This is a genomic window from Hyphomicrobium methylovorum (assembly GCF_013626205.1).
GTDB lineage: Bacteria > Pseudomonadota > Alphaproteobacteria > Rhizobiales > Hyphomicrobiaceae > Hyphomicrobium_B > Hyphomicrobium_B methylovorum.
On record NZ_QHJE01000001.1, the window covers coordinates 1740078 to 1752891 of the forward strand.

12 protein-coding genes are annotated in these 12814 nt (G+C 61.2%); 5 read left to right on the top strand and 7 right to left on the bottom strand.

Annotated features, from left to right (window positions below; all coding sequences use genetic code 11):
* Window positions 1-10: 10 nt before the first annotated feature.
* Complete coding sequence (locus tag DLM45_RS08560; protein WP_181336726.1) at window positions 11-1948, bottom strand: Clp protease N-terminal domain-containing protein; 1938 nt, start codon at window positions 1946-1948, stop codon at window positions 11-13.
* Between the two features lie 272 nt (window positions 1949-2220).
* On the opposite strand from DLM45_RS08560, the gene argB reads away from it, so the two are divergent.
* On the top strand, window positions 2221-3171 hold the full coding sequence (argB, locus tag DLM45_RS08565) for an acetylglutamate kinase (protein ID WP_181336727.1): 951 nt from the start codon (window positions 2221-2223) through the stop codon (window positions 3169-3171).
* Window positions 3171-3914 carry a pyrimidine 5'-nucleotidase gene (locus DLM45_RS08570; RefSeq protein ID WP_181336728.1) on the top strand — a complete coding sequence of 248 codons (744 nt, stop codon included), beginning with the start codon at window positions 3171-3173 and terminating at the stop codon, window positions 3912-3914. The genes argB and DLM45_RS08570 overlap by 1 nt, the downstream gene beginning before the upstream one ends.
* A gap of 9 nt (window positions 3915-3923) precedes the next feature.
* Here DLM45_RS08570 and DLM45_RS08575 read toward each other — a convergent pair whose 3' ends face one another.
* Window positions 3924-4682, bottom strand: a complete 759-nt coding sequence (locus tag DLM45_RS08575) for an SDR family oxidoreductase (RefSeq protein WP_181336729.1) — start codon at window positions 4680-4682, stop codon at window positions 3924-3926.
* Between the two features lie 117 nt (window positions 4683-4799).
* Between DLM45_RS08575 and DLM45_RS08580 the strand changes: the two genes are divergently transcribed.
* Entirely contained in the window at window positions 4800-5600 is an 801-nt protein-coding gene (locus DLM45_RS08580) for a zinc ribbon domain-containing protein (protein ID WP_181336730.1), read from the top strand.
* Window positions 5601-5648: 48 nt separating this feature from the next.
* Here the strand turns inward: DLM45_RS08580 and DLM45_RS08585 are convergent, their stop codons facing one another.
* The 5 genes from DLM45_RS08585 to DLM45_RS08605 form a co-directional block, all read right to left on the bottom strand.
* Window positions 5649-6578 carry a 3-hydroxybutyryl-CoA dehydrogenase gene (locus tag DLM45_RS08585; protein ID WP_181336731.1) on the bottom strand — a complete coding sequence of 310 codons (930 nt, stop codon included), beginning with the start codon at window positions 6576-6578 and terminating at the stop codon, window positions 5649-5651.
* Window positions 6579-6607: 29 nt separating this feature from the next.
* Complete coding sequence (locus DLM45_RS08590) at window positions 6608-7552, bottom strand: electron transfer flavoprotein subunit alpha/FixB family protein (protein WP_181336732.1); 945 nt, start codon at window positions 7550-7552, stop codon at window positions 6608-6610.
* Window positions 7552-8307 (bottom strand): electron transfer flavoprotein subunit beta/FixA family protein, encoded by a 756-nt coding sequence (locus DLM45_RS08595; RefSeq protein ID WP_181338249.1) that lies wholly within the window; start codon window positions 8305-8307, stop codon window positions 7552-7554. Before DLM45_RS08595 ends, DLM45_RS08590 begins: the two co-directional genes overlap by 1 nt.
* 370 nt (window positions 8308-8677) lie before the next feature.
* Window positions 8678-9259, bottom strand: a complete 582-nt coding sequence (locus tag DLM45_RS08600; protein ID WP_181336733.1) for a cob(I)yrinic acid a,c-diamide adenosyltransferase — start codon at window positions 9257-9259, stop codon at window positions 8678-8680.
* A 43-nt stretch (window positions 9260-9302) separates the two neighbouring features.
* Entirely contained in the window at window positions 9303-9491 is a 189-nt protein-coding gene (locus DLM45_RS08605) for a twin transmembrane helix small protein (protein ID WP_181336734.1), read from the bottom strand.
* A 330-nt stretch (window positions 9492-9821) separates the two neighbouring features.
* Between DLM45_RS08605 and DLM45_RS08610 the strand changes: the two genes are divergently transcribed.
* Window positions 9822-11306, top strand: coding sequence for a murein hydrolase activator EnvC family protein (locus DLM45_RS08610; protein ID WP_343062268.1), 1485 nt, complete (start codon window positions 9822-9824; stop codon window positions 11304-11306).
* Window positions 11306-12730: a S41 family peptidase gene (locus tag DLM45_RS08615; protein WP_181336735.1), complete on the top strand. Its 1425-nt coding sequence runs from the start codon at window positions 11306-11308 to the stop codon at window positions 12728-12730. Before DLM45_RS08610 ends, DLM45_RS08615 begins: the two co-directional genes overlap by 1 nt.
* The last annotated feature ends 84 nt before the right edge of the window (window positions 12731-12814 follow it).

Genomic DNA, 12814 nt, shown 5'->3' on the forward strand with positions numbered 1-12814 from the left:
CGCTGCGGCCTTAGTTGACCAATCGCTGAAGAAGCGCCTTCACGGCCGTCATCCCACCTTCGCCAAACGTCGATAGCGCGCCGCCGAGTATGGCCGCGACGCTCCAACCGAAGATGCGCGCAAACATGCGCTTCAGATTGCGCCGGACCTTCACTTCGACGACCTGATCGGGAAGCGCCGTTTCGGCCGCAACTCCCTCGGCGCCGATCGTGCGTGCGGACACGACGATCTGCAGCGTTGCCCAGCCACGCTCCTGGGGCGTGATCAGAAAGCGCCAACTCGCGAAATCGTCGCCCTGAAGTTCGAGGCCGTTTTCGATCCATTGCGTTTCGGGCGATGCGGTCTCGATGAAGAAGCCGCCGTCGGGCGCGCGGATGCGCACCGACATCGCCTTGGTGATGGCGATCTGATGCTGGCGCGCTTGTCCGCCGCCATCAAGGCCCTCGGTCAGCGCAGGAACGGTCGCTTTGGCGATGCGGATCTCGACGCGCTCCGTGCGTCCGACGCGCATCGTGCGCGGGATGTTCTCGGCAAGCTGGCCAGCTTCGACCTTCGCTCGCTTGCCGCGTTTGCGGGCGGGAGCACGATTTGCGGGCGCGGGCGCTGGTGGACGCGGCAGCGGACGGCCCGATGCCGGTGCTCCCGGCGGGCCAAGCGGCGGTTCGAACGGCGCATCGGCCTGCAGGCCTGTCGGCGTGTTCTGCGATCCTGACCGGTCCTGCGATCCGAACGACGGCTCGACCGGCTGGCCAGGGAATTGGCCATGAGCCGGACCTCCTGGAGGACCGAAATCAGCCGCACGGCCTCGCATTCCGGGAGGCGGAGCCATCGGCGCGGGGGGAGGAATTGGCGGCGGGTGCGCGCCCTGTGGGACGGGGCGCGGCAGGTCTAACGGCATGCCGCGCGGAGGCTGTGCTTGCCCGGGATGCGGCGGCGTTCCCGGCGGCGGCGCGAAACCACGCGGATCGCTCGGGCGATCTCCGGCTTGTTTTGGCGGAGCGCTGGGAAACGAAAGCGAAGGTTCGGCTCGTGGCGCGGCCGGGCGCGCGCTTTCGTGCGCGTCGGGAATTGCGGGCGTGCCGAGTGTCGTCTCGCTGTCATCGAATTCGTAGAGCGAGGGCGACGCCGGTTGCGGCACAGGGGGCTGCGGCTCGTGCCGTGGTGCGTGCGTCGGCGGGGGCGGTGCGGGCACGGGTCGCGCATAGCTATCGGAGGCGTCGTTCGGTTGCGCGGCCGGTTGGGTCGTGTGTGCTGCTGAGGGTGCGCTGTATCCGGATGGCGGCGGAGCCGTTTCCGCATCGGAATCGTCGCCGGCTGCATCGGGGTGAGCTGCGTGTTCTTGCGAGAGCTGAGGCGGTGTCGCCGGACGCGGCATGTCCTTCATTAGGTCGCGGAGCGATGGTGCGGATCGCGACTGAACGCGTTCGCGGGCGCGGGCCAGAACGTCCTCAGGAATTTGCTGCTGCGGCGGAGCCGCCGGTGCGCGCGCCGGGGCTGCGAGAGCCGTTTGCAGCGCGCGAATTGCACTGTCGAATGTCAGGCCGTGGCCTTGGAGAATTTCGGCCGCCATGCTGCGCGCGTCGCCCACGATGGCGGCGAGCACAATCGCGCCATTGATATCGCGGCGGCGGCTGCCACGGGCGGCGGCTGCAGCGGCTTCGAGGATGCGGCGTACGCCCTGTGACACGCCGAAATCGTCCGGCGGCTGGTGCGGACCGGGCTCCAGCGCGAATCGGCTGATCACGTCGGCTTTCAGGGCGGCGATGTCGACCTGGCTCGCATCGAGCACGGCGATTGCGTCCGGATCGTCGCAGAGGCCGGCGAGCAGGTGCTCCAGGGTGACTTCCGGTGCGCCGGCACCCGCGGAGAACTCCGCGCCGCGCGCCAGCGTTGCGCCCAAATCGGGCGACATCGGAATTTGACCCAGATCTGCCGCTGTTACGCCCATTGCGTCTCCAAGGATGTCAACACCGTTCGGGCCGCGCAAGGGGACACGTCGAAACACGTCGGCGAACCAAGGTTATAGCACTCGATTCGGTCTTTGCAGACCGGAACGCCGAGAGTCCCCAGAAGGTGTCCGGATGTGTGGCTTTGAACCCTGCGTCGGAACGCCCCGTAAACGGCAAGCCATGAAATTCGTTGAGGCATTTCACCGGCGAGCTATAAGACCGCAACGTGAGTGCGGCCCAGGGCACAGGTCTGACGATATTGGATAAGCGCGTGACGGTAGCGAAAGGCTCTTCTCAAAAGACTGGTCCTGACGAGGGACGGCCGTCTGCGCATCAGCAGGCGCAAATCCTCGCGGAGGCTATTCCGCATTTGATCCGCTACGACGAGGAAACCGTCGTCGTGAAGTTCGGCGGCAATGCGATGGGCGATGAAGCGCTCTCGAACGCGTTCGCGCAGGATATCGTCTACCTGAAGCAATCTGGCATCAATCCGATCGTCGTGCATGGCGGCGGACCGCAGATCGCGAGCATGCTCAACAAGCTGCAAATCAAATCCGATTTTGTGCATGGGCTCCGCGTCACGGACAAGCCGACCGTCGAGGTCGTCGAGATGGTTCTGGCGGGCAAGATCAACAAGGAAATCGTTTCGGCGATCAACCGTCAGGGCGGCAAGGCGGTCGGCATTTCCGGCAAAGACGCCAATCTGATGATTGCGCGGAAGATCACCGAAATGCCCGACCCGCAGTCGAACCTGATGCAGGCCGTGGACATCGGCTACGTTGGCGATCCGGTTGAAGTCAATCCGCACATCGTGGAAGTGATTTCGAAGTCGGATCTCATTCCGGTTATCGCGCCCGTCGGCATCAGCCGAGAGGGTGAGACGCTGAACATCAATGCCGACACGTTTGCGTCAGCGCTCGCCGCGCGCATGCAGGCTAAGCGGCTTTTGTTGCTGACGGATGTTGCCGGTGTTCTCGATGCGGAGAAGCAGGTTATTCGCGAGCTTTCGACCGACGACGCGCGCAGCATGATTCAGAGCGGCGCGATTTCGGGCGGCATGATTCCGAAGATCGAAGGCTGCATCGAGGTTGTTGAAGCCGGAGTCGAAGGTGTCGTCATTATCGACGGGCGCGTGCAGCATTGCGTTCTGCTCGAACTCTTCACCGAGCACGGTGTCGGTACGCTGGTGCGGCGTGCCGAACGTAAAAAGAGCAAAGTCTGATGGCGAGGGATCTTCCATCCGCGGATCTTGTGGCCGCGGTGGAAAATGCGCGGCGTGGATTCCGTCACGTCGATACGTGGATCTTCGATCTCGATAACACGCTGTATCCTGCGTCGTGCAACTTGTTCGCCGAAGTCGACCGGCGAATGAGCGAGTACATCGCGCGGACAATCGGCGTGCCGAAGGAGCACGCGCGTCATCTGCAGAAGGCTTACTATCGCCAGTTCGGGACGACGTTGTCCGGCTTAATGAAGGTACACAAGCTGCCGCCGGGGCCGTTTCTGGACTATGTGCATGATATCGATCTGTCGGTTTTGCCGGAGCTGCCTGAACTGCGCGCGGCGATCGCCAAGCTACCCGGACGGCGGCTGATCTTTACGAACGGTTCGCGGCGTCATGCGGAGAACGTGGCGCAGCGTGTCGGCTTGCTCGATCTATTCGAAGACATTTGCGATATCACGGCGCTCGGTTACGTGCCGAAGCCGCAGCGCGACGCGTTCGACAGCATGATCAAGCAGCACGGAGTTGCCGCGGAGCGCTCAGCGATGTTTGAAGACATGCCGCAAAATCTCGTGGCGGCGTCGGACCTCGGCATGACGACGGTTCTCGTACATTCCGATTACATCGACCACCCTGCGCAGCTCAAAATTCGCGACTGGCGGGCGCTGCCCGCGCACATTCACTATCTGACGCGGGATCTGACCGGGTTTCTGGAAGCAGAAATTGTTTCCGTTCCGGCTTAGGCGCGCCGCTTACCCGCGACCGATGTATGGCATCGCGGTGGCCATGACCGTCATGAACTGGACGTTGGCATCGAGCGGCAAGTTCGCCATGTAAAGCACCGCGTCGGCGACGTGGGCGACGTCCATTCGCGGTTCGGCGAGAATGCTGCCGTTGGCCTGCAACACGCCGGTCGCCATTTTTTCCGTGAAGTCGGTCGCGGCATTGCCGATGTCAATCTGGGAGCAGGCGATGTTGTGTGCCCGCCCATCCAGCGAGAGCGATTTCGTCAATCCGGTTATCGCGTGCTTCGTCGAAGTGTACGGCGCTGAGAATGGCCGTGGCACCTGTGCGGAAATCGAGCCGTTGTTGATGATGCGGCCGCCTTTCGGCTTCTGAGCTTTCATCACGCGGAGAGCTTCGCGGGAACAGAGAAACGCGCCCGTCAAATTGACGTTCACAACGCGCTGCCATTCGTCGAGCGAGAGTTCGTCAAGCGGCACGCCGCGCGCGAACTTTCCGGCGTTGTTGAAGAGGAGATCAAGCCGCCCGAATGCGTCGATGGTGCTTGCGAATGCGGATTTGACGGCAGCTTCGTCGGCGACGTCTGCCGGTGTGACCAGAAAGCGGCCGCCGTTTGCGGATGCCGCCGCAGCGGTTTCGTCCAGTGTTTCTTTTCGGCGGCCAAGCAGGGTGACGTTGTAGCCGTTGGCCTGCAACTTGAGAGCGGCAGCACGTCCAATCCCGGAACCTGCACCTGTGACGAGCGCGACGCGCGATGCTTCCGGCATCGGTCAATCCTTTCGTTGGGCTGAGAAATTCTGAATAACGCGGACACATGCCTTACGCCAGTTTCTGCCGTCGTGGCGGCATGATATTTTGCGCTAGATGGTGCCAGTGGGGGCGACATGACCGGGTCGAGCGAAGCCAGATTTTGTACGTCTTGCGGCACGGCGTTAGCCGGGCGGTTCTGCGCGAGTTGCGGGACGGCGGCTGGGACGGTTTCCGCGCCCGCGCCTCGCGACGGTTGGTCTGGTTTGACGGGCGAGCTTTTGAGCCAGGAACGGCGGCTTGGCATCCTCGGCACGGTGCTGTCGTTTCTGCATCGTCCGGTGGACACCATCATTCGGCTTACGGACAATCCTGCTTATCGCGGGCATTGGAAGTTTCTGACCGCAATGGTCGGCACGCAGCTGACCCTCGTGCATGTTTTGCTGCCGCATCTCTACGCGAGACTTTTCAATCTTCCCGATACGGCGAATGCGGGCGCGGTCGTCACGAATGAGATCGTTCAGTACGTCGGGATGGTGATCCTGACGCCGATCCAGTTTTATCTTTGCCGAGCTTTGGGCAGCGTTCGGCGGGCGCCAATGGAATATGTGAAGCTCTGCGTGTTGAGCGTCAGTTTCTGCGCGCTGTTATCGACGCTTGTTGCACTCCTATTCACAGGCATTGCGATGGCGGTTTTCAAATTTGGAATTGCGCTCGATCTCGCGAACGTGTGGCAAGGGTTAGCGATACTCGTGTCCCTGGCGATTTTGGCGTTTGTCGCGGCGAGCCACCGGCGCTTCTGGGGCATGTCTTGGCCCATCGCGGTTGGCGTGACGCTGGCGGCTGCGGCACTGTCTTGGTTGGTCGTTTATCCTGGTCTTACGCACATCGTAGAGCAGGGGAATGTCGCGGGCGTTTTAGGTTCGCTTTTAGGCTGAAGGCCTGTTTCGCGAGTTTCTGGAGATGTCGCGCTTCGCACGCTTTTGTTAGCGGGTCGGGACCGGAACCTCGCCCCGATAGTCGTAGAAGCCGCGTTGCGTCTTGCGGCCCAGCCAACCTGCTTCAACGTATTTTACCAGCAGCGGACAGGGGCGATATTTCGAATCCGATAGGCCTTCGTAAAGGACTTGCATCACGCTCAAACAGGTATCGAGACCGATGAAGTCCGCGAGTTCCAGCGGTCCCATCGGGTGGTGCGCGCCGAGCTTCATGGCTTTGTCGATCGCTTCGACCGTGCCCACGCCTTCGTACAGCGTGTAAACGGCTTCGTTGATCATCGGCAGCAGGATGCGATTGACGATGAAGGCCGGGAAGTCTTCAGAAACGGCGGTCGTTTTGCCGAGGCTTTCGACGAATGTTCTTGCGGTCGAGAACGTTTCGTCTTCCGTGGCGATGCCGCGGATCAGTTCCACCAGTTCCATCAGCGGCACCGGATTCATGAAGTGCATGCCGATGAAGTCTTCCGGCCGATCCGTTGTGGCGGCCAGACGCGTGATGGAAATCGACGACGTGTTGGATGCAAGCATCGCCGTCGGCTTCAGATGCGGACAGAGCGCGGCGAAAATCTTGTGTTTGAGCGCCTCGTCCTCGGTCGCGGCTTCGATTACGAGATCGCAGTCGCCGAAGGCCTCGAGATTTGGAGCGTAGACGATCCGTCCAAGGGCTTGGCTGCGGTCTTCTTCGCTGATCGTGCCTTTGGCGATCTGGCGTGCGAGATTTTTGTCGACAAGGTCGATGCCGTGGTCGAACGCTTCTCGCTTGAGGTCGTTCAGGGCGACCGAGTATCCCGCGAGGGCCGCTACGTGGGCGATGCCGCTGCCCATCTGGCCGGCGCCGATAACGCCGACCTTACTAATTGTGCGTGCGGGCCGAATGGCGCCTTTGCTCTTGTCGATAGGCTTCTGAGCTTGCGGCATGACCATGCGTCCCACTTAATCCCAGACAGCTAGCGTCCGGCTTTTTGCAGCTCTGCGTCGAGTTCTGGCAGGGCCTGGAAGAGATCTGCCACGAGGCCATAGTCCGCGACCTGGAAGATGGGCGCTTCGCCATCTTTGTTGATCGCGACGATGATCTTCGAATCTTTCATGCCTGCGAGATGTTGAATGGCGCCCGAGATGCCGACAGCGATGTAGAGATCGGGGGCGACGACTTTACCCGTCTGCCCGACCTGCCAATCGTTCGGGACGAACCCTGAATCGACGGCGGCTCGTGACGCACCCATTGCGGCGCCAAGGCGATCCGCGACGGGCTCAATGTACTTCGTGAAGTTCTCGCCGTTCGCCATGCCGCGACCACCGGAAATGATGATGCGCGCCGAGGTCAGTTCCGGACGATCGGACTTCGTCAGCTCGGCATTCTCGAAGGTCGAAACTCCGTTCGCAGCTGGTGCTGAGAGCGATTCAATCGCGGCCGAGCCGCCTTCGCTGACGGCTGGGAAAGCCGCGGTGCGAACGGTGATGACTTTCGTCTTGTCGCCCGACTGCACCGTTTGAATTGCGTTGCCCGCGTAAATCGGACGCTCGAATGTGTCGGCAGAGATGACCTTGGTGATGTCGGAAATCTGCATGACGTCGAGCTTAGCGGCGACGCGGGGCAGCACGTTCTTGCCGAATGCGGTGGCTGGCGCAACGATTGCCGTATAGTTCGGCGCGATCGAAAGGATCAGCGCGCTCAGGTCTTCAGCGAGACCATGGGCGAGATGAGGCGCATCGGCATGCAGAACCTTCGCCACGCCCTCGAGCTTGGCTGCGGATTCCGCCGCGCCTTTGGCGTCTGCACCGGCGACGAGAATGTGGATGTCGCCGCCGAGCTGCTTCGCAGCGGTCAGGGCCTTGGCGGTGGCGGGTGCCAGCGCGCCGGAGGACAGTTCAGCGAGAAGGAGTGTTGACATTAGAGGACTCCCGCTTCGCTTTTGAGCTTCTCAACCAGTTCGGCAACGCTGCCGACTTTGACGCCGGCCTTGCGCGTTGCCGGTTCCGTCGTCTTCAAAACTTTGAGCCGCGGGCTGACATCGACGCCGAAGTCGTCCGGCTTTTTGACGTCGAGCGGCTTTTTCTTCGCCTTCATGATGTTCGGCAGCGAAGGATAACGCGGCTCATTGAGGCGGAGGTCTGTGGTGATGACTGCAGGAAGCTTCAGCTTCACAGTTTCGAGTCCGCCGTCGACTTCGCGCGTAACCGAAACGGTGCCAGCGTCGGGAACGACTTTGGATGCGAACGTGCCTTGCGGCCAGTCGAGAAGGCTCGCCAGCATTTGTCCGGTTTGATTGCTGTCGTCATCGATCGCTTGCTTGCCGAGAATGACGAGATCCGGCTTCTCTGCGTCGACAACAGCTTTCAGCAGCTTTGCGACTGCGAGCGGTTCAACGGTCGTGCCGTCCGGAACTTCAATGAGAATGGCTCTGTCGGCGCCAATTGCGAGAGCGGTGCGGAGTGTTTCCTGGGCTTTCGGAGGGCCGATCGAAACGACGATCACTTCTTGTGCGCCGCTTTTTTCTTTGAGACGGACTGCTTCTTCGATTGCAATCTCGTCGAAGGGATTCATCGACATCTTGACGTTTGCGAGGTCGATTCCGGTGCCATCCGGCTTAACGCGGATTTTGACGTTGTAGTCGACGACGCGCTTTACCGGCACAACGATCTTCATGTCCTTCACCAGCGTACTGGCGCTCCTATTGGTTGTTGTTCCTGCGCTTGGACGGGCGCAAGTTTTGCGGCGCGACACCGCCGCGATATAGCTGATCGACCCCGAACTCGCTCGGAAAGCGATGCAATGCCGTATCTGCCAAGGAGGCGGGTTCTCGCATTTGCGAAGGCCGAAAACTAGGGGTGGGGCGAGAGCAAGTCAATGGCGCTTCCGTCGCGGTCAGCGGCTTTCAAACAGCAGCTTTTTGGCGGGTTAGGCGCGTTTCAGGGTGCGGGGGTTGCTCCGCCCGGCGTCGGGATTTTGGTTGGTTGGTAAAAGTGGCTTCGGCGGTGCCACCCATGGGCGGCGTGGCGTTGCGGCAGGAGCGCGTCTAGCGGTTCTTGCCGGGCACCCACAGAACGTCGGCCTTGCCGTGGTCGTTGACGTAGCGAGCCGCGACAAACAGAAAATCCGAGAGCCGGTTGATGTACTTCAGAGCGGGCGCGCTGACGGGTTCATCGGGGATCGCGGCCAGCTCAACCATAAGGCGCTCGGCGCGGCGCGATACCGTACGGGCAACGTGGAGCGCTGCGGCGCAGGAGCTGCCGCCCGGCAGAATGAACGAGCGCAACGGCTGCAGCGCGCCGTTCATCAGGTCGATTTCGTCTTCGAGGCGCTTCACCTGACCATCTGCAACTCGGAGCGGTTCGTAGGGCAGTTCCTTGCCGCGGTCAGGCACACAGAGGTCAGCGCCGAGGTCGAAGAGATCGTTCTGGACCCGGTGCAGCATGGCATCGACGTCCGCGTCGGCCTCGGTCACATGGGTTCTCGCGACACCAATCAGCGCGTTGGTTTCATCTACGGTGCCGTAGGCGGCGATGCGCGGCGACGTTTTTGGCACGCGTTCGCCAGAGCCGAGGGCCGTCGTTCCGGCGTCGCCGGTTTTTGTGTAGATGCGATTGAGTACGACCATCGGTGATCATCCTGGTAGAGCGGCGAACGCTGCTGCGCGGCCTTTAGTGGGCCACAATGACGTAGGCAATGATAATCAGGATGGCGAGGAATTGCAGCCCTACACGCCAGCGCATCAGCTTTTGGCTGAGGTTGGGGTTTTCGCCCTTGATCATCGTGTACAATCCGAAGAGTAGCACGATGAAGACGGCCAGCACGGCAACGGTGGTAGCGTGGTAGAGCACAGTATCCATTGGAAGTTTCCGCAATCTGAGGTCGCAGCCTGCTTAGGCCTTTGCCGGTGGCCGAGCAATGTTCACGAGCGCGCATCGGGGCCAGCGCCCCAGTTCCTGGGGCTAACGCGCCGCATTACGCATTTGAAATTTGCCCTCCGGCGCAAATGGCTTAATCCTTCCCGTGCATCGTATCAGCATGACATTTCGAGGCGGAACGGTCCGTCGTTATCCGCCCTTTCGCGCGTTTTGACCTGAGGCCCAGTGGCAAATCAGCTTCCGGCAAATCGAGATGGACGGGGCCGCTTTGCCCGCGAGGCAGGGCGCGCGTCGATGGTTCTCGGGGCGGCGGTGGCTTTATCCCTATCCGCAATAACCCAACTGCGCGCGCAAGACGAAGTTCCGGCCGATCCGGCGGCCGCGCGACAGGCGCTCGATTCGAAGAAGCAAGAGCTTGATTCCAACGCTGCCAAGGAACTGACGATCCGTTCGGAAGTGGTGTCGTTGAGTAGCGAGCGCGAGCGGCTGAATGCGCGCCTCATCGAAACCGCCAATCTCATTCAGCGCGGTGAAGCGCAGATGACGGCGATCGAGGGCCGGCTGTCGGAACTCGAGGCCCAGGAACGGACGGTTCGCGGCACGCTTGGTGAGCGGCACGGGGAAATCGCGGCGCTCCTGGCGGCGCTACAGCGTATGGGCCGAAATCCCCCGCCCGTTCTCGTCACCCGTCGCGAGGATGCGCTCCAGATGGTCCGCAGCGCGATGCTGCTTGCTTCAGCGTTTCCGGACCTTCGCGATCAGGCGGTGACGCTGTCCGGCAAGCTCGAGAAGCTGCAGACGGTGATGGCCAGCATCCGCACCGAGGGGGCACGGCTCAAGGCTGAAACGGACCGGTTGAACGAAACGCGTTCGCGTCTTGCGAGCCTGATGGAAGTTAAAAAATTGACGCTCGCCGAGCGGCAAACGGAGCTTGCGTCCGTGCGTGTCGCGACTGCCGAGATTTCAAAGAGCGTCAACAACCTTTCCGAGCTTATCGGACGATTGAATACCGCCGTGACCGAGCAGACCGGGCTCGGCACTTACAATAAAGAACTCAAAGCTGAACGGGCCGCTTCAGAGCTAAACGTCCAGACCGCAAGTGCTGCTCCTGCTCCCGCTCCCGCTCCTGAAAATCCTGTTCCTGAGGCGCTCAAGCCCGGGCCGCAGGTTATTCGGCCACCGCCTCTGGAGCCGGTGCCGCAAGCGACGGTCGAGCCCAAGCCCGTGGCTGAAGCGAAGCCCGCCGAAGCCAAGGTCGCCATTCTGGCGCGATCCGATGCGCCGAAGCGATCCGTTATCGAACTTGCCCCTGAGGGCACGTCGGTTATTCCCGGAAATCCGGGCCGAATCAAACCGGCTATCCCTTTCGGAAGTGCGAAAGGGAAGCTGCCGTTGCCCGCTCAGGGCGCGCGCGCGCTTGCATTCGGCGATCGCACGCAATACGGCGGACAGTCGAAAGGTATTGTGATTGAAACGCGTTATGGCGGTCAGATCACATCACCGTGCGATGGCTGGGTTCTGTACGCAGGCGAGTTTCGGAGTTACGGGCAACTCTTGATCATAGACGGCGGCGACGGCTATCTTATGCTGCTCGCGGGTCTGTCGCAGATCGACGTTCAGCCGGGACAGTTCGTGCTCGCCGCAGAGCCAGTCGGTACAATGAGTGTGGGACAAAAGAATTCGCCGTCCTCGGCGCGGGTGAGTGGACCCGTTTTGTATGTCGAGCTTCGCAAGGATGGGCGTCCGATCGACCCCGATCCCTGGTGGGCATCAGGTCAGCAGAAGGTACAAGGCTAATGCGCAAGACAGACTATGCGTTCTGGACATTCCTGCTGATGACGGGGTTGGCCGGTGCAACGACGTTGTTGAACGTCACACAGACCTATTCGGCCACGTCTTCTCAGAACTCCGAACTTTATAAGCAGCTGGATCTGTTCGGCGACGTGCTCGAACGGGTTCGGTCCGACTATGTCGAGAAGCCGGATGATACGCAGCTCATTGAATCGGCGATCAACGGCATGCTGTCGTCGCTCGATCCGCACTCGTCTTACATGAGCCCGAAGAACTTCCGCGACATGCAGGTGCAGACGCGCGGCGAGTTCGGCGGTCTTGGTATCGAAGTGACGATGGAGAACGGCGTCATCAAGGTCGTTTCTCCGATCGACGATACGCCCGCCGCCAAGGCAGGCCTGATGGCGAACGACCTCATTACGCAGCTCGACAACGAGCAGATCTCCGGTTTGACGCTCGAACAGGCGGTCGAAAAGATGCGCGGTCCGGTCAATACGCCGATCACGCTGACCGTTGTGCGCAAGGGTCGGGACGATCCGTTCGATGTCAAAGTCGTACGTGACGTGATCCGCATCAATGCTGTTAAGTCGCGCGCTGAGGGTGACGTCGGGTACGTGAAGGTCTCGACCTTCAACGAGCAGACGCATGCCAACGTCGTGAAGGCGGTGGAAGCGCTCGACAAGCAACTTGGGCCGAAGCTCAAGGGTTACATCATCGATCTTCGGAACAACCCGGGTGGTCTTCTGGATCAGGCGATTGCTGTTTCGGATGACTTCCTGGAGCAGGGCGCAATCGTTCTGACGAAGGGCCGCAACAACGAAGAAACGCAGCGTGCGAATGCGCGGCCGGGCGATATCACGGACGGTAAGAAGATCGTCGTGCTCATCAACGGCGGTTCGGCTTCGGCGTCTGAAATCGTGGCGGGCGCACTACAGGACCACAAGCGTGCGACCGTTATCGGTACGCGTTCGTTCGGTAAGGGCTCGGTGCAGACGATCATTCCGCTCGGCGCCAATGGCGCGATCCGGCTGACGACCGCGCGGTACTACACGCCGTCGAACCGCTCGATCCAGGCTAAGGGTATCGATCCGGATATCGTCGTTGCCGAGGCTATCCCAGACGATCTCAAGGATAAGCTTGGTGCGGAGAAGCCGCGCGGCGAAGCCGGTTTGCGGGGCCATCTGAAGAACCCTGACGGCAGTGACAAGGACGCCAAGGCCGAAGAATCCGGTTCGTCGTCTTACGTCGCCAAGGACGCTGACAAGGATACGCAGTTGCAGTATGCGCTGAGCTTCCTGAACGGCACGGCGAAGGAGCCGGACGCAGCCAACAACGCGCCTGCGTCGTCTCCCGCAGCTACGCCCGAAACGTCGAAAGACGATAAAAAGGCGGCGCCTTCCGACGACGACAAAAAGCCGACGCCCAACTGAGGGCGCGCACTTCCGATAAATTTGAAGGGCGCCCTCGTGGCGCCCTTCGTTTTTTCTGGCCCGTGGCGTACAACGCGAATTCTT